Genomic DNA, 23595 nt, shown 5'->3' with positions numbered 1-23595 from the left:
GTGTTCGGACGTCGCAAGAAGAACGACTCCGCCAAGGACGGCGGCGCGGCCGAGCAGGTCGTGGACGGCGTGGCCGGCGATGAGCAGGACGGCGGCGAGGAGCTCGGCACCGAGTCCGCGCCCCGCAGGGTGAACCTGCCGCCGGCCCCGCGGCCCGACGGCCCGTGGGACGTCTCCGAGGTGCCCGGCGCACCCGAGGAGGGTCGCGTCGACCTGGGCGGCATTCTCGTACCGGGTGTCGAGGGCATGGAGCTGCGCGTCGAGGTCGCCGGTGACGCGATCGTCGCCGCGACGGTCGTCCTCGGCGACAGCGCCGTACAGCTGCAGGCCTTCGCGGCGCCCAAGAAGGAAGGCATCTGGGGCGAGGTCCGCGAGGAGATCGCCACGGGCATCACCCAGCAGGGCGGCATCATCGACGAGGTCGAGGGTCCGCTGGGCTGGGAGCTGCGCGCCCAGGTGCCCGTACCGATGCCCGACGGCCAGACCGGCGCCCAGCTGGTCCGCTTCGTCGGCGTCGACGGCCCGCGCTGGTTCCTGCGCGGCGTCATCTCCGGCCAGGGCGCCGTGCGCCCCGAGTCGGCGGGCGTGCTGGAGCAGATCTTCCGCGAGACCGTCATCGTGCGCGGCGACGGCCCGATGGCTCCGCGCGACCCGATCGTGCTGAAGCTGCCGAACGACGCCCAGATGGTGCCGGACGGCGTGCAAACCGAGGACCAGGAGGGCTCGCGCTTCTCCGGTGGCATGGGCCAGCTGGAGCAGGGCCCGACGATCACCGAGGTCCGCTGACCGGACGCCGACCCGGCCGACCGGCCGGTTCCGGCCGCGGGCCGTACTCCTTCGGGGTACGGCCCGCTGTCGTATGCGCTGCCGTAGCCCGCTCGGGCGGCCGCGGGGCGCGGGCCCGGCGTCAGGGATCCGTCAGGGATGGGCGTACGGGCCCCGAAAGTGCGTGATCGGCGCAAACGTCCCGGAGAATGGGCGCATGGGACGCGGCACGCTACGGATCTATCTCGGCGCGGCACCCGGTGTGGGCAAGACGTACGCGATGCTGTCCGAGGCCCACCGCCGGGTGGAGCGGGGCGCCGACTGCGTCGTCGGCTTCGTCGAGCACCATGGGCGGCCGCGTACCGAGGTCATGCTGCACGGGCTCGAACAGGTCCCGCGCAGGCACCTCTCCTACCGGGGCGCCGAGTTCACCGAGATGGACGTGGACGCCGTACTGGCGCGCCGGCCCGCGATCGCGCTCGTGGACGAGCTCGCCCACACCAACGTGCCCGGTTCGCGCAACGCCAAGCGGTGGCAGGACGTGGAGGAGCTGCTGCGGGCGGGCATCGACGTGGTGACCACCGTGAACATCCAGCACCTGGAGTCGCTCGGCGACGTGGTGGAGTCCATCACCGGTGTACGGCAGCGGGAGACCGTGCCGGACGAGGTGGTGCGCCGGGCCGACCAGATCGAACTCGTCGACATGTCCCCGCAGGCCCTGCGCCGGCGAATGGCGCACGGGAACATCTACCAGTCCGACAAGGTCGACGCGGCCCTGTCCAACTACTTCCGCCCCGGGAACCTCACCGCCCTGCGCGAGCTGGCGCTGCTGTGGGTGGCCGACCGGGCCGACGAGTACCTCCAGGAGTACCGGGGCGAACACGGCATCCGCTCCACCTGGCAGGCCCGTGAGCGGATCGTCGTCGGCCTGACGGGCGGGCCCGAGGGCCGCACCCTCATCCGCCGTGCCTCCCGGATGGCCGCCAAGGGCTCGGGCAGCGAGATCCTCGCCGTCTACATCGCCCGCAGCGACGGGCTGACCTCGGCGTCGCCCAAGGAGCTCGCGGTCCAGCGGACGCTGGTCGAGGATCTTGGCGGAACGTTCCACCATGTGATCGGCGACGACATCCCCGAGGCGCTGCTCGAATTCGCCCGCGGGGTCAACGCCACCCAGATCGTCCTCGGCTCCAGCCGCCGCAAGGCCTGGCAGTACGTGTTCGGCCCGGGCGTCGGCGCCACGGTCGCCCGCGACTCGGGGCCGGACCTCGACGTGCACATCGTCACGCACGAGGAGGTCGCCCGGGGCCGCGGCCTGCCCGTGGTCCGCTCCGCGGCCCGGCTCGGCCGGCCCCGGATCATCGCCGGCTGGATCGTGGGGATCGTCTTCCCCGCCCTGCTGGCCGTCCTGCTCACGCACGTCAACGCCGATCCGGGCCTCGCCAACGAGATGCTGCTGTTCCTCGCGCTGACCGTGGCCGCCGCCCTGCTGGGCGGGCTCTGGCCGGCGCTGGCCTCGGCCGCCTTCGGCTCGCTGCTGCTGAACTACTTCTTCGCCCCGCCCGTCCACCGGTTCACCATCTCGGACCCGAAGAACATCGTGGCCATCGCCGTCTTCTTCGGGGTGGCGGTCTCGGTGGCCTCGGTGGTGGACCTGGCGGCCCGGCGCACCCACCAGGCCGCCCGGCTGCGCGCCGAGTCGGAGATCCTCTCCTTCCTGGCCGGCAGCGTGCTCCGCGGCGAGACCACGCTGGACGCGCTGCTGGAGCGGGTGCGCGAGACCTTCGCCATGGAGTCCGTGGCCCTGCTGGAACGTACGAGCGACGTCGAGCCCTGGAAGCCGGCCGGCAGCGTCGGCCCGCACCCGGTCGGCCGCCCCGAGGACGCCGATGTGGACATGCCCATCGGGGACCACATGGCGCTGGCCCTGTCCGGCCGGGTGCTGCCCGCCGAGGACCGGCGCGTGCTCGGCGCCTTCGCCGCCCAGGCCGCCGTGGTCCTGGACCGGCAGCGGCTGGTCGGGGAGGCCGAGGAGGCCCGCCGGCTGGCAGAGGGCAACCGGATCCGCACCGCGCTGCTGGCCGCCGTCAGCCATGACCTGCGTACGCCGCTGGCCTCCATCAAGGCCTCCGTGTCCTCCCTGCGCTCCGACGACGTGGACTGGTCCGAGGAGGACCGGGCCGAACTCCTCGAAGGCATCGAGGACGGCGCCGACCGGCTCGACCACCTGGTGGGCAACCTCCTCGACATGTCCCGGCTGCAGACCGGCACCGTGACCCCGCTGATCCGGGAGATCGACCTCGACGAGGTGGTCCCGATGGCGCTGGGCGGCGTACCGGAGGACAGCGTGGTCCTGGACGTCCCGGAGACGCTGCCGATGGTGGCCGTGGACCCCGGGCTGCTGGAGCGCAGCGTGGCCAACGTCGTGGAGAACGCCGTCAAGTACAGCCCGCCCGACGAGCGGGTACTGGTCCGGGCGAGCCACCTGGGCGACCGGGTCGAGGTACGCGTCGTGGACCGCGGGCCCGGGGTGCCCGACGAGGCCAAGGACCGCATCTTCGCCCCCTTCCAGCGGCACGGGGACGCCCCGCGCGGCGCCGGGGTGGGCCTCGGCCTCGCGGTGGCCCGCGGTTTCGCCGAGGCCATGGACGGCACCCTCGCGGCCGAGGACACTCCCGGCGGCGGACTGACCATGGTGCTGACGCTGCGCGCCGCGACGCGCGACAGTGGACCCGAGCGCGCCGCGCCGGGCGGCGGTGGCGCGGCCTCCGGCACCTCCGGCGCATCCGAAGCCTCCGACCTCAACGATCCCGACCCCGTACGACAGAAAGCAGGACCTCAATGACCCGGGTGCTCGTGGTGGACGACGAGCCGCAGATCGTCCGAGCCCTCGTGATCAACCTGAAGGCGCGCAAGTACGAGGTCGACGCCGCGGCGGACGGGGCCCAGGCCCTGGAGCTCGCGGCCGCCCGCCACCCCGACGTGGTCGTCCTCGACCTGGGCCTGCCCGACATGGACGGCGTCGAGGTGATCAAGGGGCTGCGCGGCTGGACCCGGGTGCCGATCCTGGTCCTCTCGGCCCGGCACAGCTCCGACGAGAAGGTCGAGGCCCTGGACGCCGGGGCCGACGACTACGTCACCAAGCCCTTCGGCATGGACGAGCTGCTCGCCCGGCTGCGCGCGGCCGTCCGCCGGGCCGAGCCGGGAGCGGCCTCCGGCGAGGACGAGGTGATCGTGGAGACCGACGGCTTCACCGTGGACCTGGCCGCCAAGAAGGCCGTGCGCGAGGGGCGCGACGTACGGCTGACGCCCACCGAATGGCACCTGCTGGAGGTACTGGTCCGCAACGGGGGCAAGCTGGTGAGCCAGAAGCAGCTCCTCCAGGAGGTCTGGGGGCCCTCGTACGGCACCGAGACCAACTACCTGCGGGTCTACATGGCCCAGCTGCGGCGCAAGCTGGAGGCGGACCCCTCGCATCCGCGGCACTTCATCACGGAACCGGGCATGGGATACCGCTTCGAGAGGTAGCGGGGGCGCCGGTACGCTTCCTGTATGAGTGCTGAACCGCGTCCCGAGAAGTCCGTCAAGCCGGTCAGGCCGGCGGGCCGGTTCCGGAGGATGATAGAGCGGCTGTCGACCTCGCAGGAGGAGCTGCATTCGGCGGAGCTGCAGGAGGCCGCAGAAGCCGCGGGATGCACGCGGATCTGCGACTCCCACGACCGCCAGATAGTCAAGGTGACGGGAACCCTGCGTACCGTCACCCTCCGGCCGCGCGCCGGGGTGCCCGCCCTGGAGGCGGAGCTCTTCGACGGCTCGGCGGCACTGGACGTGGTCTGGCTCGGGCGTCGCTCGATCGTGGGAATCGAACCGGGCCGGCGCATGATCGCCTCAGGGCGGATCGCGATGAGCCACGGCCGCCGGGTCCTCTTCAATCCGAAGTACGAACTCCGACCGCTCGGACAGGAGCAGTAGCCGGTGACGTCACTCGACAAACCGATCACCCCGGATCCCGCGGGCGAACCGTCCGCGGACCAGAAGGCCGTGACGCAGGCGGCGCTCTTCGACGCGTTCGGAGGCGTACGGGGCACCGTGGAGACGATGCTCCCCGGACTGCTCTTCGTGATGATCTACACGATCAACAAGGACGTGAAGATGTCCGCGATCGCGGCGGGGGCGGTCGCCGTCCTCCTCGTGATCGTACGGCTGCTGCGCAAGGACACCGTCAAGCACGCCTTCAGCGGGGTCTTCGGCGTGGGCGTCGGCGTGGCCTTCGCCCTGTTCACCGGTACGGCCAAGGGCTTCTACCTGCCCGGCATGATCTACGGCGCCGGGCTGGGCGTGGCCTTCACGCTCTCCGCGCTGGTCGGGTTCCCGCTGCTGGGGGTGATCCTGGGGCCGGTCTTCAAGGAGAACCTGTCCTGGCGGACGCGCAACCCCGGGCGGAAGAAGGCGTACACCAAGGCCAGCCTGGCCTGGGGGATCATCTTCCTCGCGAAGTACGCGATCCTCTTCCCGCTGTACTGGTGGGGGGACGCGACGCAGCTGGGCTGGGTGCTGATCGCGCTGAAGCTGCCGCCGATGGTGCTCGCGGTGTACTTCACGTGGGTGTTCCTGGCGAAGGCGCCGCCGCCGATCGACGTGATCGCGGAGTGGGAGGCCGAGGAGGCCGCGGAGAAGGCCCGCAAGGCCGGGGCCAAGTAGCGCGTGCGGACATGCGGGAGGGGCGGGCAGCCGGATCGGCTGCCCGCCCCTCCCGTACGTACGGCTCCGTCAGTGACGGGCCTGGAGGAGCTCCTCCAGCTGCTCCTCACGGGCCTGGGCGGCCACGAAGAGCAGTTCGTCGCCCGGCTCCAGGGTCTCCTCGCCGTGCGGGGTGAGGACCCGGTTGCCGCGGATGATCGTGACCAGCGAGGTGTCCTCGGGCCAGCTGATCTCGCTGATCTGGGTGCCGGCGACCGAGGAGTCGGCGGGCAGGGTCAGCTCGACGAGGTTGGCGTCGCCGTGGCTGAAGCGCAGCAGGCGCACCAGGTCGCCGACGCTGACGGCCTCCTCGACCAGGGCCGACATCAGACGCGGCGTCGAGACCGCGACGTCGACGCCCCAGGACTCGTTGAAGAGCCACTCGTTCTTCGGGTTGTTGACGCGCGCCACGACCCGGGGGACCCCGTACTCGGTCTTGGCGAGCAGGGAGACGACCAGGTTGACCTTGTCGTCGCCCGTGGCGGCGATGACGACGTTGCAGCGCTGCAGCGCGGCCTCGTCGAGCGAGGTGATCTCGCAGGCGTCGGCCAGCAGCCACTCGGCCTGCGGCACCCGCTCGACCGAGATGGCGGTCGGCGCCTTGTCGACGAGGAGCACCTCGTGCCCGTTCTCCAGCAGCTCACCCGCGATGGAACGGCCCACCGCGCCGGCTCCGGCGATCGCGACCCTCATGCGTGTGCCTCCTCGGGCCCCTGGGCGAAGGCCTCTTCGACCTTCTCGATCTCGTCCGTGCGCATCATCACGTGGACGAGGTCGCCCTCCTGCAGCACCGTCTGGGAGGTCGGCAGCATCGCCTCGCCCAGCCGGGTGAGGAAGGCCACGCGGACACCGGTCTCCTCCTGGAGCTTGCTGACCTTGTGGCCGATCCAGGCGGCCGAGGTGTGCACCTCCGCGAGCTGGACCCCGCCGCTCGGGTCGCGCCACAGCGGCTCGGCCCCGGACGGCAGCAGCCGGCGCAGCATCTGGTCGGCGGTCCACCGTACGGTCGCGACGGTGGGGATGCCCAGGCGCTGGTACACCTCGGCCCGCTTGGGGTCGTAGATACGGGCGGCGACGTTCTCGACGCCGAACATCTCGCGCGCCACGCGGGCAGCGATGATGTTGGAATTGTCACCACTGCTGACCGCGGCGAAGGCGCCCGCTTCCTCGATCCCGGCCTCGCGCAGCGTGTCCTGGTCGAAGCCGACCCCGGTGACGCGGCGCCCGCCGAATCCGGCTCCCAGCCGGCGGAATGCGGTGGGGTCCTGGTCGACGACAGCGACCGTATGCCCCTGCTGTTCCAAGGTCTGCGCGAGGGCGGAGCCCACTCTTCCGCAGCCCATAATGACGATGTGCACGGCCGTCCTTCCGGCTGTCAGCGCTCGCTGGTTCCCAGCCTCATTGCATGCTCTGGCTTCACAGGGTCTCAGACCACGGCCCAAGCTACACACGGGCGGTCCCCCATGTGGCCTTTGCCGAGCACGCAGGGTCTCAATGCGGGTGTCATTGCCCTGTAATACGGGCCGGGGGTTCGTCAGGCCGATTTCGAACGCTTACGATCCTCTGCGTGTCCAAACTGACCGACGTGCCCAAACGGATCCTGATCGGCCGGGCGCTACGCAGCGACCGCCTCGGGGAAACGCTCCTCCCCAAGCGGATCGCCCTACCCGTGTTCGCATCCGACCCGCTCTCCTCGGTGGCATATGCCCCTGGTGAGGTCCTGCTGGTCCTGTCGATCGCCGGTGTGTCGGCGTACCACTTCAGCCCCTGGATCGCCCTCGCGGTCGTGGTGCTGATGTTCACCGTGGTCGCCTCCTACCGCCAGAACGTCCACGCCTACCCCAGCGGCGGCGGCGACTACGAGGTCGCCAACACCAATCTCGGGCCGAAGGCCGGACTCACGGTCGCGAGCGCGCTGCTCGTCGACTACGTCCTGACCGTCGCCGTGTCGATCTCCTCCGGAGTCGAGAATCTCGGCTCCGCCGTGGATTTCGTCATCGAGCACAAGGTGCTCTCCGCGATGATCATGATTCTTCTGCTCACGCTGATGAATCTGCGCGGTGTGAAGGAATCGGGGAAGCTCTTCGCCATTCCGACGTACGTGTTCGTCGGAGCCGTCTTCGTGATGATCGCCTGGGGCGCCTGGCGCGGCCTCGTCGCCGGCGACACCATGCAGGCCCCGACGGCCCACCTGGAGATCAAGGCCGAGCACCAGGGGCTGGCCGGCTTCGCGCTGGTCTTCCTGCTGCTGCGGGCCTTCTCCTCCGGATGCGCCGCCCTGACCGGCGTCGAGGCGATCAGCAACGGCGTCCCCGCCTTCCGCAAGCCCAAGAGCAAGAACGCGGCCACCACCCTCGCCCTCATGGGCGCCCTTGCGGTCACCATGTTCTGCGGGATCATCGGCCTGGCCATGGCCACCGACGTGAAGATGGCCGAGGCGCCCGCCACCAACCTGCTGGACAACGGCGTCCCCGTCGGCCCCGAGTTCGTCCAGCACCCGGTGATCTCCCAGGTGGCCGAGGCCGTCTTCGGCAACGGCAGCATCCTGTTCATCATCCTGGCGACCGCCACCGCGCTCGTGCTGTTCCTGGCCGCCAACACCGCGTACAACGGCTTCCCGCTGCTCGGCTCGATCCTCGCGCAGGACCGCTACCTGCCCCGCCAGCTGCACACCCGCGGTGACCGCCTCGCCTTCTCGAACGGCATCGTGCTGCTCGCCGGCGCGGCCATGCTGCTCGTGTGGATCTACGACGCCGACTCCACCAAGCTGATCCAGCTCTACATCGTCGGCGTGTTCGTCTCCTTCACGCTCAGCCAGATCGGCATGGTCCGGCACTGGAACCGGCACCTGCGGACCGAGAAGGACCAGTCCGCGCGGCGCCGGATGCACCGCTCCCGGGCCATCAACACCTTCGGTGCGATCTTCACCGGCCTGGTGCTGGTCGTCGTCCTGGCCACCAAGTTCACGCACGGCGCCTGGGTCGCCCTGCTGGGCATGGTGATCTTCTACGGCACGATGACCGCGATCCGCAAGCACTACGACCGGGTCGCCGCCGAGATCGCCGCGGTCGAGGGCCCCAGCGACGACAGCGTGCGGCCCTCCCGGGTCCACTCCATCGTCCTGGTCTCCAAGGTGCACAAGCCCACGCTGCGCGCCTTGGCCTTCGCCAAGCTGACCCGGTCGGACACCCTGGAGGCGCTCAGCATCAGCGTCGACCCGGCCGAGACGAAGGCGCTGAAGGAGGAGTGGGAGCGGCGCGGGATCAACGTACCGCTCAAGATCCTCGACTCCCCGTACCGCGAGATCACCCGACCCGTGGTGGAGTACGTGAAGGGCCTGCGCAGCGAGAACCCGCGCGACGCCGTCAGCGTGTACATCCCGGAGTACGTCGTCGGGCGCTGGTACGAGCACCTGCTGCACAACCAGAGCGCGCTGCGGCTCAAGGGCCGCCTGCTGTTCACCCCCGGCGTGATGGTCACCTCGGTGCCGTACCAGCTGGAGTCCTCGGAGCTCGCGAAGAGGCGGGCCAAGAAGCGCCAGGAGTGGAACGCCCCGGGCGCGGTGCGCCGCGGACCGGTGGACACCCCGCGCGCGAAGGACCGCGCGGGCAAGTAGCGCCGCGGGCGGTGTGGCGAACGGCCGGACGAGATCCACGTAAACTGGTGGGTCGGTCGTCCGGCCGTTCCCATTTATGTTTTGGAGTCTCCCCACCATGACCGAGCAGAACGAGAAGCAGTCCTTGGTCGGGGAGGAGTACGAGGTCGAGGTCGGCCCCGTCGCGCACGGCGGCCACTGCATCGCCCGTACCGCCGACGGCCGCGTCCTCTTCGTCCGCCACACCCTCCCGGGGGAGAAGGTGATCGCCAAGGTCACCGAGGGCGAGTCGGACTCCCGCTTCCTGCGCGCCGACGCGATCACGGTCGTGGAGGCGTCCAAGGACCGGGTCGAGGCGCCGTGCCCGTACGCCGGCCCCGGCAAGTGCGGCGGCTGCGACTGGCAGCACGCCAAGCCGGGCGCCCAGCGCCGGCTCAAGGGCGAGGTCGTCGCCGAGCAGCTGCTGCGGCTGGCCGGGCTCACCCCGGAGGAGGCCGGCTGGGACGGCACGGTCATGCCGGCCGAGGGCGACAAGCTGCCGGCGGGGCAGGTCCCGCAGTGGCGCACCCGCGTCCAGTACGCGATCGACGAGGACGGCAACGCGGGCCTGCGCAAGCACCGCTCGCACGACATCGAGCCGGTCGACCACTGCATGATCGCGGCTCCGGGCGTCAGCGAGCTGGGCATCGAGAAGCAGGACTGGCCCCAGATGGCCACGGTCGAGGCGATCGCCGCGACCGGCTCCCAGGACCGCCAGGTCGTCCTGACCCCGCGCCCGGGCGGCCGCCTCCCGCTGGTCGAGCTCGACAAGCCGGTTTCGGTGCTCCGGGTCGAGGAGAAGGACGGCGGGGTCCACCGGGTCCACGGCCGCCCCTTCGTACGGGAGCGCGCGGACGGCCGTACGTACCGCGTGGGCATGGGCGGCTTCTGGCAGGTCCACCCGCAGGCCGCCGACACCCTGATCAAGGCGGTCATGCAGGGCCTGATGCCGCGCAAGGGCGAGATGGCCCTCGACCTCTACTGCGGCGTCGGCATCTTCGCGGGCGCCCTCGCCGAACGCCTCGGCGAGACGGGCGCGGTGCTCGGCATCGAGTCGACGAAGCGCGCGGTGGAGGACGCCCGGCACAACCTGGCGGACTTCCCCCGGGTCCGCATCGAGCAGGGCAAGGTGGAGTCGGTCCTCCCGAAGACCGGGATCACCGAGTGCGACCTGGTGGTCCTGGACCCCCCGCGGGCCGGCGCCGGCAAGCAGACGGTCCGCCACGTGGCGGGCCTGAACGCCCGCCGCATCGCGTACGTGGCCTGCGACCCGGCGGCCCTGGCCCGCGACCTGGCCTACTTCAAGGAAGCCGGCTACAAGCCCCGCACCCTCCGCGCCTTCGACCTCTTCCCGATGACGCACCACGTGGAGTGCGTCGCGATCCTTGAGCCGATCCGCGAGGACGCCTGACCTGCAGGTTTCCCGGTGTGCGTTATGCGCATTGTGGGCGTTGCGGGCGATATCTTGACGCAGATTCGACGCTCGTGACGCACGTGTGACGCATGCGGGCGCCGATTTCCGATGGGCCGTCAGTCATGAAGTGGGGCGCCTCGCGCGGCAGATCACAATCTTGCCGCGAGAGGCGCTCTTCTTGCGCTTCACGTCGCTGGACGCGGACTGTCTCGGCGTAGCGCTGATCCCCAAGAGGTCGCGCGGCCGTGTCGGCCCACTCGTAGGCCCGGTCCTGTTCCTGCAGGATGAGGAAATCGCATCGCCGGCCCCGGGCTGTGATGGTGAAGTGGGGAGAGCCGCCTCGACGGCGGTGTCATCCGATTAATCCCAGTCCCCTCACACATCATGCTGCTCGGCGTCGCCGTACCGGTTTCCGCCAGCCTGGCCGGGGCGCTTCCGGAGCGCGGCTCGCTGGAACGGCGCGTCGGCCCCGCAACGCAGGCCACGCTCGTGACGCTCGTACGGGTGCCCACGCCCAACAGGTGAAGTGCGGGGCGCGTCTGCGAGGCTTTGAGCTGCTATCCGCCCACGACATGGCACTCGGGCAGCGTAGCGTGCCTTCACCTTGATGCCTGAGGGCCAGCCCGACCGGGCAAGAGGCCCTACGGGCTCGAGGGCCGCTTGCAACGTGTCGGACAGTGCCATGGCCCGAGGCTTCGCCACACGCTGCCTCGAGGTCGTTGTCAAGCCGCGCTGGAGACTGCCAGGATCGGGCAGTGAGGGCTGTCGTAAGCTCGCTGCGTGAGCTTTCCCCATGTAGGTGGCTGAGTCCCGCACTTGCCGAGCCAGTGGGCTGGCAGAGTCTGCGGGCCGTCACCGCTGATCTGACGAGAACCGGACGGACTCGGCCAGCGTCTCCCGTGCTCCCTCAAAATCGGCGAGCCTCGAAGCCAGTGTCGCCGTCGCTAGCCTATTGGGCAGCGCCGCAGCGAACTTCAAGCCGTGCACGGCCCGCTGGTCGACGTCGGGCAGAACGAGAGCCGCAGAGGAGCACGCGCTGTTCCTCGCGGCCTCCCACGTGTCCGGGGTGAGGTCCTCCCTTAGCCGCAGGTAGCAGTCGGTCGGCCGCTGGAGTGGGTCGGCAGCCGTGGACAGGGTCGCGCCGAGGGTGGCGTTGGTCCGGTAGCCAGCCCAGGTCCACCAGCGGACGTCCGTCCCCCGTCGTGTGATGAGAGTCCCACAAGGATGGACGGTGTGGGGCGCTTCCTCCTCCCGCCATTCCTGAAGCCCCGATGCTGCCCTACGGGTCAGGGAGACGGGTGGGGCAGCGCCGAGCAACACGTCCCGCATGGCACGGGTGAGCGCGTACGAGAGACCGGTGGGCGTGCCGCTCGACCACTTGGCGATGCCACCGCCCTCCACGGGTTCGACGAACACCCGCTTGCGTCCCCAGTCAATGTACGTCACCTGCCAGCTGCGCCCCGCCAGGAGCAGTCGGCGAGGTCCCGGCCGCTCCTCGGTGAGTACGGCAGGATCCGCCTGGCCGATTTCAGTGCGCCCGGAAAGCACGGTGAACTGCGGGGGTGCCGTGAATGACGCGGTCAGCTCGATGAAATGGCGTCGTCCGAAGCGGCGTTCTGCTTCCGGGCCGATGAACAGCAGTCCCCCGTCGGAGTCGAGGAATCCCTCGCCCACCAGATGGCGCAGGATCGGAGCCGCGGAAGCGTCGAAGTGCGGCAGCCCATTCCATTCGTCCGCCCACAGCCGGTCCCCCAACTTGTGCTTCTGGAGAGTGATGGCAAGCAGTTGCTGAGCGACCAGGTGCCGGGGCTCAGGCGGTGGGACCACGGGTTCCACCCAGCCCCGGCTCCACAGCAACAGCAGGCCGGCAGCCTGAAGCAGGGAGTCCCTGCGGGTGGTGAGGAAGAGGCAGTTGCGGCTCGATCCGGCCCGACGCCCGGTGCGTCCGATGCGCTGCAGGAACGAGGCGACGGTGGTCGGGGAGTCGATCTGGATGACCCGGTCCAGATCACCCACGTCGATGCCCAGTTCGAGGGTGGAGGTGGCCACGATCACGCAGTCACGGCCCTCCGCGAACGCCTGTTCTGAACGGGCCCGTTCTTCGGCCGAGAGAGAGGCGTGGGACAGGAACACGGAGACCTCGCGTGCGCGGAGTGCGGCGCCCAGTTCCTCCACCTGGCGTCTCGAATCGCAGAACACCAGCCGCTTTTCGCCCCGGTGGAGCGAAGCGATGATCTTGGCAGCGTTGTCGAGGGAGCCGACGTAGTCCAGCTCGACGTCACCGGGGGGTGCGGCGGCAGCCCCGCTGTCCGGAGCCGGGGTCCTGCCCGGGGAGACCACGCGGCCCGGCCGCTGCCCTGCACCCGAACCCTGAAGCCAGGTCATCAGCTGCTCGGGGTTGCCGACGGTCGCCGACAGCCCGATGCGCTGGATCGAGCGGCCCACCACCCGCTCCAGGCGCTCCAACACGGCCAGCAGGTGCCAGCCCCGGTCGTCCCCGGCGAAAGCGTGCACCTCGTCCACGACGACCGCCCGTACCCCGCCGAGCAGGTGGGCATGGTCGGTCTTCACGCCGATGAGCATGGCCTCCATCGATTCGGGCGTGGTCAGGAGGATGTCCGGTCGGCCGGTGCGGATGCGGTTCCTCTGCGACTCCTTGGTGTCCCCGTGCCAGAGCGCGGCGCTCCGCCCCAGCCACTGCGCGTAGCCGTCGATACGGGTCACCAGGTTGTTCAGGAGCGCTTTGAGCGGGCAGAGGTAGAGCACCGACGTGCCTGACCAGCCCTGCTCCGACATGGCGGACAGAATCGGCAGGCAGGCCGCCTCGGTCTTGCCGCCCGCGGTGGGGGCCAGCAGCACCGCGTCGTGCCCGTCCATCACGGGATCGATGGCCGCTCGCTGCAGGGGCCGCAGGTCGGGCCAGCCCAGCGTGTTGACCACATGATGGAGGATGACAGGGTCCAAGCGGTCGACAGGATCGCGAGGATGGGCTGACCTGTCGACGGGTTCTGTCACGAGATGTCCAGGTCGATCTCATCGGCGGAGACCGCGGCGGCCAGGTTCCGTTCCACCTCGGTCAGCTCACCGCTGGAGACGGTCAGACGGTAGTGCTGCCGCGGGTCGAAGTCGGCGAACTGGTCGATGCGGTCCAGTACGTCACCGACCAGCTTCTTCAAGTAGACGCGGGGTGCGACGCCGACCTTGCCGCCGAGGGCTCCCCCCACCGCGCCGGCCAGATCGGCGACGTACGCGTCGTCGGCCAGCGCCCTCACCCGGTCCGGAGCGGATGCGCCCGCCGCGTACAGATCCCGGATGGTGATCCCCAGCGCGACCAGGGAGTCCTGGGTGAAACCCGGCAGCCGGAGCTGCACCGCGCGCGGATTGTCGAAGCGAGGGTCCGTGGTGAAGTCGGTGGCGAGCCGCTGGGCGAGCGGGGCCAGCCGTTGGGCTCCCTGCTGCCCGTCGTAGAAGGCCGGCGTGCCCGTGATGATCAGGTACAGGCCGGGGAAGCGCCCGGAATGCACCTCGTCGATGAGCTGGCGCAGTGCGTTGAGGGCTTTGTCGCGGGCGTCCGACCGGACCCGCTGGAGGGTCTCCACCTCGTCGAGCACGAGGAACAGCCCGCGGTGTCCGGAGTCGCGCAGCACGGTCAGCAGCCCTTGGAGGAAGCCGAGAGCGCCGAAATGGTCCAGGTCGCCGCGGACGCCGGCCGAACGCCGCGCTGCGGCGGCCACATGCGGTTGGCCGCCGAGCCAGGCCAGGACCGTGGAGGCCGTCGCCTCGTCTCCCCGGGCGAGGGCCGCCCGGTAGCCGCGCAGTGCGGTGGCGAAGGACGGGGCGTGCCGGGACACTTCGGTGAGGCGGGCCGTCAGCAGCTTCTCGACCGCACCGGCCAGTTCGTCCTCGCTCGCCCCGTCGGCGAGGGCGTCCTCTTCCAGGGCGTAGAACCAGGCGTCGACCACCGGGCGCAGGGCGCTGGGCGGGAAGCTGGCCGTGGTCAGCCGCTCGGTCAGACGCCGGTAGACCGTCTCCAGGCGGTGCAACGGGGTCTCCGTCTCCGAGATCTGTATCTCGGCCACGGCGAACCCGCGCTGCTTGGCGCGCTCGCCGAGCCACCGGGTGAAGAACGTCTTCCCGGAGCCGTACTCCCCGCGGACGGCCTTGAACACGGAGGCACCCGAGGCGACCGCGTCCAGTTCGGTGTCGAGTGCGGACTCGAACCGGTCCAGGCCGGTGGCCAGCAGGTCCAGCCCGGTTTCGGGTACGGCCCCGCGGCGCAGGGCGTCGATGGCGGTACGGCGACGGGCGGCGGAGACGGCGGAAGAACGCGGGTCGGTCACCCCCGCATTCTCCCACCCGTGCCGGATCGTCCCTGCGGGCGACCGCTGCTCAGGCGCGGAAGCTTCCGTAGCCGAGGTTCCGTGTGAGTGCGTTGACGAACTCCGCGCTCTTTGCGGTCTTGTCGGCTCCCCAGCCGTGCTCGTCCTGGAATCCGTCGAACTGCTCGCGCAGTGCGGTCCAGAGGGACTCCAGGCGGACCGGCGTGGGAAACACCTCTTCCCGTGCCGCATTGCTGAGGGCGTCCGGCCGGGTGAAGACACGTCCCACCAGGTCGACGGCCCCGAGCATGGCCAGGTGGAAATGGAGGTTGGTGTACTCGGAGCGGGAGATGGGCTGGGGCCGCGACTGGAGGAAGTCGTCCACCTGGCGCTGTGACCTGGCCAGCCACAGGTAGACGGGGAGCCCGGTCTTCTCGGAGAAGACCCGCTGGTAGTCCGAGTCCGACTTGAGCAGGCTCGATGGCCGGGCACGGGCGTAGTCGGGCCGGCCGAGGGCCATGGCCATGACGGACTGGGCGAGCAGGGGGATGCTGATGATCCGGTCGGCCGGCTTGCCCTGGTTGCGGTAGAAGTTCTTGCGCCGGTCGTAGAACCAGCCGTGCTCGTGGAAGTACGTCTCGATCTGCCGCTGGATGTCGTCCGTGGCCCGCAGGGAGGCGACGGGGACGGTGGTCTGGCGGTTGGTGGCACGGATGACGGCGTCGCGGGCGGCCTGGTCCGCGGTGACGAGGATGCGGACCTGCACCAGCCGGTTGAAGACGGGTTCGGCCGGGTCAGCAGCGTGCCGCGCGGACAGCGTCTGGTGGAGGGTGTAGGAGGTCTGCAGGCCGTTGACGATCTGGACGTCGGAGAGGCTGAGCCGTTTGCCCACCGACGTGGCCTGGGAGCAGACGATGGTGATGCCGTTGTTCAGCCACCAGAACTCCGGTGCCGCGGGGTCCCGCAAGGACTGGGTGATTTCCCGGTTCACCTCGACATCGCCCTGGTAGTCCCGCACGTTCCAGTCGAAGATGTGCGACTTGATCAGGCCGTTGTCGTCGCTGAGGAAGTCGATGTAGTCCCGGAGCGCCACCAGGGCGATGTGACTGGTGCCGTGCGTGATGCTCTCCTTGTAAGGGAGTTCCAGGGTGTACGAGGGCCGGGTGCTGGCGCGGTTCCAGAGTTCCGCGGGGCCCAGGAACTCCACCTCGCCCTGGGAGATCGCGAAGGCCTTGTCGAAGCGGTCCTCCAGGATCTTTGCCTTCGCCTGCACCTTGGGATGTACCTCGCCCGCTTCACCGCGCGTGACGTAGGAGAACTTGATCAGGACCGTCGGGTGGCGGGTGATGAGCCGACTCAACGCGTCCTTGAAGAGACGGAATCTGGCGATCAGGTCGGCGGAGTAGAGGACCGCGAAGTCGGCGTCGTCCGCCTGGAGGTCGAGCAGGTTCTTGCAGGTGGCCTCGACCTTGTCCAAGGCCGTCTCCGAGAAGGTGGAGGAGGTCTTGGCCTGAACGAGCCACAAAGTCAACTGGGTTCCGGTGTCGACCTGCGCGGCGGCGGAGGGCTGCTGCAGGACGTCGCTGTCCTCGTGCAGCAGCCGCCCGCCAAGGAACACGTAGGCGCCGTCGATGCCGCCGTCGTCCGAGCCGCCGATGACCCCGGCCTCGACCTCCTCTTCGGAGAGGCCGAAGCCGTGCAGCGCATGCTCGCAGGCGAACCTTTCGAAGGCCGCGTCGAAGGACAGCGCCACGGAACGCGAGTTCCGCTTCTCTTCGATCATCTGGTTGATCAGCACACGGTCGTTGGCGCTCATATGTCCTTGCTCGGTGGGTTCGACGGCAAACGGTCTGTCAGCCTAGATCGAACTGCAGCTTCAACAAGGCGGAATCCAGCCGAACTGTGCGGCCGTCCGGGAGCGTTTCCAGCACCTGCACCCCGTCGAAATTGAGGAGCTGGCGAAGGATGGCGGCGAAGCCGTCAGCCCGGGTCGCCGGATAGTCGACCCGCTGCGCCAGAGCGGTCACCGGGAGGGTGCCGGCGTCGAGCAGGGCGCGGACTGCGCGGTCGAGTTTGTCCTTCGGGGGCTTGCGGGCGAGGAGCTCCAGCTGGCTCTTGAACGCTTCGGCAGCGAAGAGCGACTCCACGAGTGCGTCGTCCGGGGACACCAGGACCTGCTCGACGAGCGTCTGGGAGTCCTCGCCCGCCGGGACGATCGCCACGTCGAACAACGAGTCGTGGCTCCGGGCCAGTTCGGCCTGCGCCTTCGTCGGACGCTGCCGGACGGGGCGCGCAGGGGTGGGCACCGCTTCGGCGGCGGGCGCGGCCGGTCGGGGAGCCGAGCCGCCGGTCTCCCACCATGCCGGACTGCGGTTGCCGAGCTCCCGCCACCCGGCGGGCGGCTCGGCGCCGAAGGATAGGAAGGCGAGCACGGGGACGGCGAACTCGGCCAGGGAGGCGCCGCCGTGGTAGCCGGCCTTGCGCGCCGTGTACCGGGAGTCGGCGTCCCAGAGCGCGACGACGGAGCCACCGGACTCGGGTGCGACCACGCGCGGGCCCGAGAGCATCACCTCGGCCGGTGCGATTTCCCCGCCCGGTGTCCGATGGCGGGCAGACAGTGGCGACGCGGCCTCGGCCTTCGCCCCGTGCCGGTCGACCACATGCCCGTGGTCACTGGTCAGGATGACCGCCATGCCTTCGGTCGCGGCCACCCGGAGCAATTCGGGGAGCCCAGGGATGTGCGCGGCCTGCCAGGATCCGTCGCCGAGCTTCTGTTCCTTGCCCAGGCGGTCGTCGATCGCGTTCAGGACCACCGCCACGTGTGTCCGGCCGTCCGTCAGGGCTTCGGTCAGCTCGGGCCCGAAGGTATGACCGGCGCTGTCCGCACGGAGGTCGTCCTTGTGGAAGACCGCGGCCGATGCCCCGCCCCACCGCTTGAACAGCTCGGGGAACAGCTGCTTTTCGTCCTTCTGCGTGCCCTGGAGCAGCCGCCCCGCGAAGAGGGAGGTCCGGCACACCGCGGTCACCGTGGGCAGGACCGCGGCGACGGCGCGCCGACGCGGATACCCTTCGTCGAGCGGGTCGAACTCGGCCCAGGAGGAACGCAGTTCCTCGCCGAGTTCGGTGGCGATGGGGGCGCTCATCCCGTCCAGCACCAGCAGCAGGACGCGTCGACCGGTGCCACCCCGGACGACCGGCTTCACCACGCGGTCGAGGAAGGTCTCCAGGGTCAGCATGGAGTTCGGCGGGGTGCCCGCAGCGGTCCAGGCGGCCAGCAGACCGGCGAAGTCGCGATCGATCTCCTTCCGCGCGGCGCGGACACGCTCCGCGAGCCGGTCGTACGCCGCCCTCAGCTCCGGGTCGGGGTCGCCGCCCGCCTCGACGTGCTCGACCGCCCGGTCCACCCAGCCGGTCTCGGTGAGGTGCCGCTCTATGGCGTCCGCCACCGTGTCCGAACCGAGAGCGGGCTCGCAGGCCAGCCACTGGGCGAGCCGGAGGGCCATGCGCGTCCGCTCGATCCTGGCGAGGGTGTGAGGTTCCTCGGCCCGCACATGGCCGTCCAGTGATGCGATCGTCCCCGCGACGGCCTGTGCGTCGCCCCGCGCCAAGGCCCGGCCGACGGCTGTGAAGGCCTCGTCGAGTCCGGCCTGAAGGACCGGGCTCTTGCCTGCGGCGGCTTCCGCTCCGAACTGGCGGACCAGCGCGGAGGCCCTGTCCAGGACGGTGTCGAGGGTCCGCCGCGCTTCCCGAGCCTCCTCCGCCTGGGCCGCGCCCACGCGGGAGCGCGCCGTCGCGGCGAGCCCGGAGACGTACTCCTCGGCAGCCCGCCCGAAGGCAGCGGCCAGGACGTCGAACTGCTCCCCGGAGGCCGGGGGCTGCTCCCCGAACCAGCGCTCCGCGCGGCCGCGCGCCTGGTAGATGCCCGCGTCCGGGACCGCATGGACCCACAGGGCCGCGCACACCAGACCGAAGGCCACCGCGTCGGTACCGTGGTCGGCCAGGACCAGTGCGAGCAGGGCCCGGCCGGGGAGCCCGGCCTGGTCCTCCTCGGCGAGGAACTCCACCAGCCCTGACCGCTCGGGACCGCGCAGCTCCAGCAGTCGCTCCGGCCCACTCGGCAGCAGCGACCAGCCCAGCAGCGTGTGCATGTCCAGCTCGTCGCTCGCGGCAGGACCGTTCGCTCCGGCCGGTGCGTCCGGACCGTACCGGCCGAGCCGGAGGCGCCGCAGCGCCAGCGACGACAGCGCGGAACGCCGCGACAGCATCCCGCCGGCGAGGGCGGGCCAGCCACCGGGCGGTGTGGCGTCCAGCAGGGCCTCGGAGGCCCAGTTGTCCGCCCGCAGCCGGCCGTCCACGTCCTGCGCGCCGAAGGCGTCGCGGACCACGTCCCAGCTATCCACCGTGTCCACGCGCCTCTTGTGCGTGCGCGCCAGGATCGCCGGGTCGAGCTCGTGCTGCTCGCGGTCGGTCAGCACGACGAGGACAGCCGGACCGGCCGCCTGCCCGCTGAGCTGGCCGAGGACCAGCTCGTGGACGGCGAGCGGGGAGGGTGCGGCCACGATCCGTGCCGTCCGGCCGTCCCCCCAGGCCGGTTCGGCCGGCCCGTCCCAGTGCGGTGCGGAGCGCAGCAGCACCGCCCGTCGCCTGCCGTCACCCTTGAGGGAGCCGGCGAGCGAGCTCTGGGAGGAGAGGTACTGCGTGATCGTCGCCAGGTTCAGCCGGACGGCGACGGAACCGGTGGTTGCCGTGCTCATCCTTCGACGACCCGCCACGTGATCTCGATGGTGGCGCCCGGCTCGCGAGCGGCCAGCTCGGCCAGTTCGGACTGCAGTTCCGCCACTGCTCGGGCCGCCGTGGTACGGCGGGCACCCGAGGTGCCCGGCCGCCCGACGATGCTGCTCCCCGTACCCGTCGAGGGTGCGTCCACCGGGACGGGCGGGTGGCTGCTGCGAGTGTCCAGGGATACGTAATCGGCACGAGGATCCCGGACCGCCGGCTGGGGTGCGGGGGCCGGGGTGGCGGCCGCCTGGTTCCGCTTGATCAGCGCGAGGACCTTGTCCGTGGTGCGTGCCAGCGCGGTGACCAGGTCGTCCGGGATCTGGGGTTCGGCCGCGACGTTGCGCAGGGAGTCGAGCAGTTCCTCCCCCTCGGGTCCCTGGCCGGAGGCGAGGTCGAGGGTGGTCCACGAGGCCGACACCAGGGCCCGCGACACGGCGCTCGCCTGCTTCAGCGAATTCCCGAGCCGCTCCCCGCTGACCGGCCCGAAGTCGAAGCCGGCCAGGGCCTCGACGGTCCGCTTCGCCCCGGTGGCGCCGGGACCGGAGGTCCGGTCGAGGGCCTTGAGCAGGTCGACGGCCCGGCGCGCGACGGCGAGGCGTCCGGTCTCGGCGGTCTCGTCGAGCCGGAGGAAGCCGGCGTGCTTCTGCAGCTGCTCCACCAGCTCGTCCTGCGGCCCCTGGAAGGCACGCACCTGGGAGGTGATCTCGCGGGCCAACTGGTTGACCATCCGCCCGCGCCGCAGCGTCGGAGCCTTCTGCCCGAAGACCGTCGCGAAGCGCTGGCGGGCCGCCTCCCAGTCCTCCTCCGAGGGGAGCGGCTGACTGCGCAGGGCGTCGCGTTCCTTGATCTGGGCGAGTTCCGGAGCGGGGTCGAGGGGAGTGCCTTCGCGGACCCAGACCCGGTCGTCCATCTCGGCGAACGCGGCGACCACCAGCCGGGCCAGGAAGTCGGGCAGGCCGCGCGGCGCGGGCTTGTCCGTCCAGTCCGTGAGGGTGATCAGGCTGAGGTCGCCGGTCACACCCTGCTCGCGGGCCAGGCGGCGGAAGTGGTCCGCCCAGAACTGGGACAGCTCGAAGTACGCCTCCTTCTGCTGCCCGAGCCGGAGCGGGCCGACGAGCCGCCGCATCAGCGCGCGGTCCGCCGCCGGGACTTCGGTGCGTCCGTCCCGGGCCTCGGCCGCGGCACGGACATGGGTGAACACCTTGCGGGCGTCGGCCGGCTTGACCGCGGTCCCGGTGTTCTCGGGGTCGAGGTCGGGGTGGTCGGGGAACTGGGTGGCGAGCAGGCGGCCGGCGATGTGCCGGATGCCGTCGCGCAGCGACTGGCCGAAGGAGAGGGTCAGCCCTTCGACCTCGCGGAGCGAGGCCAGGTGGTCGTCGAAGCCGAGCTCGACATCGCCGGCCTTCTTGTCGGCCAGGCCGTACGCCTGCTTGAAGGCGGCCTTGATCTTCGTCAGCAGGGATTCCCGCTGGGTCTCCAGCAGGCCCTTGGCGCGGGCACGGTTGTCGGCGTTCAGGTGCCCGGCGTACTGGCTGTCGAACCTCTGGTCGTCGGCGAGGGCCTTGTCGATGACGACGAGCCGCCGGAAGTCGGCGTACCGCTGGTGCGAGAGGTGCGTCGGCAGCCAGGCCACCGTGCGCGAGGGCTCACCCTGCTTGTCACGCAGCCTGCGCATCCGGTCCCGGTCCTCGACCGGCCCGTATTCGGTCTCGTCGAAGGGGAGGTCGATCACGATCCGCCAGAGGCCGTCCTGGCGGGGCATCAGGTCGTGGTCGGGCAGCTCGTCCTCGTCGGCCACGTTGCCGAAGACGACCTCGGCGGAGCGGTCCGTTCCGCGCCACACGAAGGACATCTCGTCGACGAACTGGCCCTGGCTGACGATGCCCAGCTCCTGGGAGAGGATCCGCCGCGCCAGGGCGGTGCGGTTGCCGGGGTTGTCGTTGACGTTGGCGTTGGCGATGACCGAGTCGACGTCGACGCCGGAAAGCTCCAGCCGGACGCCCCGGTTGGCCTCACTGCCGGTCTCCACGATCTCCGGGAACCGGGCCGCCCATTCCGAGACCTTGTTCTGCAGGATGCCGTACTCCCGGCCCGGGATGGGGGCGACCACCGAGCCGTAGTTGAGGGCGGACAGCCGCCGGATGGTGAGGTCCGCCAGGGCCGGAACGCTCGGCGCGAGCGCGGACAGCAGCAGGGTTCCGACGATCCGGTTGTCGCCGACGAACAGCTTGACCCGGGCGCGCAGGCCCTGGTCGGTGAGGCTCTCGGGCCGGTGGGTGTACTGCTCCACCTCCTCCTCGGTCACGTTGTGCGTGCCCAGGAGGTAGGGGCGCAGTTTGGTCCGGTAGAGCTTGTCCGCGGCTTCGAAGACCACCTTGAGGCTGTCGGTGAACGGCTTGTCGCCGCCCGCCGTGATCAGCGGGTAGAGGTCACCGACCGGGATCAGGTCGCCGAGCCGCAGCTCGTCCCGGTGGTCGGCGAGCAGCTGGCCCATCAGCTTCATGCCGGTCCGGTTGCGCTGGAGCGCGGAGGAGACGTGCACGAGCGTGTCCATGAACGCCGGTGAGAAGGGGTACGTCAGCCGGAAGCTGTCCTCGTCGGCCCCGACGCCGTCGGCGCCGCGGTCCGAGCCGAGCAGGGTGTCCCACACTTCCTGGCGGACCTTGCGGGTCTTCTCGAACTCGGCCCGGATCAGCGCGGCGGCCTCGTCGTCCTTCGGCCGCAGCAGGCGTGCGTGGGCGACCTGGGGGAGGTTGCGGTCCTCCAGCGTGATCTTGTCGAACCGGCCGGAGGCCAGGTTCAGGGTGTCCTGGATGGAGGACTCCGCCGCGCCCGACACCTCCTCGCCGACCAGCTCGCGCAGGTCGCGCTGGCGGGCGATGAAGGAGACCACCGGGATCGCGCGACGGGCGTCCCCACCCTCAACGAAGTTGGTGATCTTGCTGGCTTCCTTGGCGACGAACTTCTGGTCGTGGATGAGCGTCGCCAGCCAGAGGATCAGCTCGTCCAGGAACAGGATCAGACCGTCGTAGCCGAGGCCCTTGGCATGCTCGGCGATGACGGAGAGACCGGCATCCAGCGAGATGAACCCGTGCTCGTCCTCGGCGGCGTTCTTCGCGAAACCGGGCAGGAGGTTGGTGCTCGCGTCCTGGACGAGACGCGCCCGCAGCTCGGCCGGGGTCGCGGGGCTGACCAGGTTGAGCCCGCGGGCGGCCTCATGGACCTCCTCGGCGGCCAGCGCCGTGTCCAGCAGCGCGGGCGTCCAGGCGAAGGACTCGCCCCACTCGTCGTCCTCGTCCGAGCCGGAGGCGCCCTCGGCTGCCAGCCCGGCGATGACGGCGCTGTCGCCCATCCGGCTGCGCATGGCGCGGATGTCGTCGAACAGCGCGTCCGTCCGGTACACCTGCGGGGTCTCGGCCTGCGGGTGCAGTCGCTTCACATGGGTGACGTACCCGCCGAGAACGCGCTGCTCCAGGGCCTTCGCCCCGAGCATGTGGTACGGCACGAGCAGGAAGCGCTTGCCGTCCGCCCCGAGCCACTCGTGCTTGGTAAGTACGGGGTCGAAGTCGCCCTTGGCGCGGGCGGCCGGGCTGCCGCTGAGCAGCGCGTGCAGCACGGCCATGAAGTGCGACTTACCGGAACCGAAGGAGCCGTGCAGATAGGCCGCCTTGGAGGTGTGCCCGTCCAGGGCGGCCTTGATCAGCCCGAGTGCCTCGTCGAAGTTCTCCAGCAGCCGTTCGGTGACCACGTAGTCCTTCAGCGCCCGCTCGGCGCCCTCGGGGGACGTGGCCTCCGAGAGCCGCAGGACGAAGTCCGAGGTCGAGATGGACTCCTTGATGTCGATCACATCGCGGAGGAGGGGCGGCTGCTGGGCCATGTACGGGCTCACTCTCCGGGAAATCGGTCGTCGCGCTGCTCACCCGATCGTATGGGGTGGGTCGGACATC

At 70.5% G+C, this 23595-nt stretch carries 15 protein-coding genes; 8 read left to right on the top strand and 7 right to left on the bottom strand.

Annotated elements, in window-relative coordinates; genetic code table 11:
* The 5 genes from CP980_RS08235 (at position 1) to CP980_RS08215 (ending at position 5463) form a co-directional block, all read left to right on the top strand.
* Positions 1-786 carry a DUF3710 domain-containing protein gene (locus CP980_RS08235; protein ID WP_132759173.1) on the top strand — a complete coding sequence of 262 codons (786 nt, stop codon included), beginning with the start codon at positions 1-3 and terminating at the stop codon, positions 784-786.
* Between the two features lie 196 nt (positions 787-982).
* Entirely contained in the window at positions 983-3607 is a 2625-nt protein-coding gene (locus tag CP980_RS08230) for a sensor histidine kinase (RefSeq protein WP_229907201.1), read from the top strand.
* Entirely contained in the window at positions 3604-4290 is a 687-nt protein-coding gene (locus tag CP980_RS08225) for a response regulator (RefSeq protein WP_150527872.1), read from the top strand. Before CP980_RS08230 ends, CP980_RS08225 begins: the two co-directional genes overlap by 4 nt.
* A 24-nt stretch (positions 4291-4314) precedes the next feature.
* Positions 4315-4734 (top strand): OB-fold nucleic acid binding domain-containing protein, encoded by a 420-nt coding sequence (locus tag CP980_RS08220; protein WP_099889085.1) that lies wholly within the window; start codon positions 4315-4317, stop codon positions 4732-4734.
* Positions 4735-4737: 3 nt separating this feature from the next.
* Positions 4738-5463: a DUF3159 domain-containing protein gene (locus CP980_RS08215; RefSeq protein WP_132759171.1), complete on the top strand. Its 726-nt coding sequence runs from the start codon at positions 4738-4740 to the stop codon at positions 5461-5463.
* Between the two features lie 69 nt (positions 5464-5532).
* Here CP980_RS08215 and CP980_RS08210 read toward each other — a convergent pair whose 3' ends face one another.
* Positions 5533-6195 carry a potassium channel family protein gene (locus CP980_RS08210; protein WP_030235153.1) on the bottom strand — a complete coding sequence of 221 codons (663 nt, stop codon included), beginning with the start codon at positions 6193-6195 and terminating at the stop codon, positions 5533-5535.
* Complete coding sequence (locus CP980_RS08205; protein ID WP_099889083.1) at positions 6192-6860, bottom strand: potassium channel family protein; 669 nt, start codon at positions 6858-6860, stop codon at positions 6192-6194. The genes CP980_RS08210 and CP980_RS08205 overlap by 4 nt, the downstream gene beginning before the upstream one ends.
* 209 nt (positions 6861-7069) lie before the next feature.
* Here CP980_RS08205 and CP980_RS08200 point away from each other — a divergent pair, with 209 nt between their 5' ends.
* The 3 genes from CP980_RS08200 to CP980_RS35030 all read left to right on the top strand — a co-directional run bounded on the left by CP980_RS08200 (position 7070) and on the right by CP980_RS35030 (position 11075).
* Positions 7070-9118: an APC family permease gene (locus CP980_RS08200; RefSeq protein ID WP_150527871.1), complete on the top strand. Its 2049-nt coding sequence runs from the start codon at positions 7070-7072 to the stop codon at positions 9116-9118.
* A gap of 97 nt (positions 9119-9215) precedes the next feature.
* Complete coding sequence (locus CP980_RS08195; RefSeq protein ID WP_150527870.1) at positions 9216-10547, top strand: class I SAM-dependent RNA methyltransferase; 1332 nt, start codon at positions 9216-9218, stop codon at positions 10545-10547.
* A gap of 387 nt (positions 10548-10934) precedes the next feature.
* Entirely contained in the window at positions 10935-11075 is a 141-nt protein-coding gene (locus tag CP980_RS35030; protein ID WP_167535807.1) for a hypothetical protein, read from the top strand.
* A 327-nt stretch (positions 11076-11402) separates the two neighbouring features.
* On the opposite strand, the gene CP980_RS08190 is transcribed toward CP980_RS35030, so the two are convergent.
* The 5 genes from CP980_RS08190 to pglY form a co-directional block, all read right to left on the bottom strand.
* Positions 11403-13490 carry a DEAD/DEAH box helicase gene (locus CP980_RS08190; protein WP_244328231.1) on the bottom strand — a complete coding sequence of 696 codons (2088 nt, stop codon included), beginning with the start codon at positions 13488-13490 and terminating at the stop codon, positions 11403-11405.
* A gap of 71 nt (positions 13491-13561) precedes the next feature.
* A complete protein-coding gene (brxD, locus tag CP980_RS08185) occupies positions 13562-14890 on the bottom strand; it encodes a BREX system ATP-binding protein BrxD (protein ID WP_150527868.1) in 1329 nt (442 codons plus the stop codon).
* A gap of 49 nt (positions 14891-14939) precedes the next feature.
* Positions 14940-16685 (bottom strand): AIPR family protein, encoded by a 1746-nt coding sequence (locus tag CP980_RS08180; protein WP_150527867.1) that lies wholly within the window; start codon positions 16683-16685, stop codon positions 14940-14942.
* 37 nt (positions 16686-16722) lie between these two features.
* Positions 16723-19623 carry a BREX-2 system phosphatase PglZ gene (gene pglZ, locus CP980_RS08175; RefSeq protein WP_150527866.1) on the bottom strand — a complete coding sequence of 967 codons (2901 nt, stop codon included), beginning with the start codon at positions 19621-19623 and terminating at the stop codon, positions 16723-16725.
* The gene (pglY, locus tag CP980_RS08170) at positions 19620-23525 is read right to left on the bottom strand and encodes a BREX-2 system ATPase PglY (protein ID WP_150527865.1); all 3906 of its coding nucleotides are present in this window, start codon (positions 23523-23525) and stop codon (positions 19620-19622) included. The genes pglZ and pglY overlap by 4 nt, the downstream gene beginning before the upstream one ends.
* Positions 23526-23595: the final 70 nt, after the last annotated feature.

The sequence above is a fragment of the Streptomyces vinaceus genome (assembly GCF_008704935.1).
Taxonomy (GTDB): domain Bacteria; phylum Actinomycetota; class Actinomycetes; order Streptomycetales; family Streptomycetaceae; genus Streptomyces; species Streptomyces vinaceus.
Note: the sequence above shows the minus strand (reverse complement) of the source record. Positions and strands in the feature narration are given on the sequence as shown.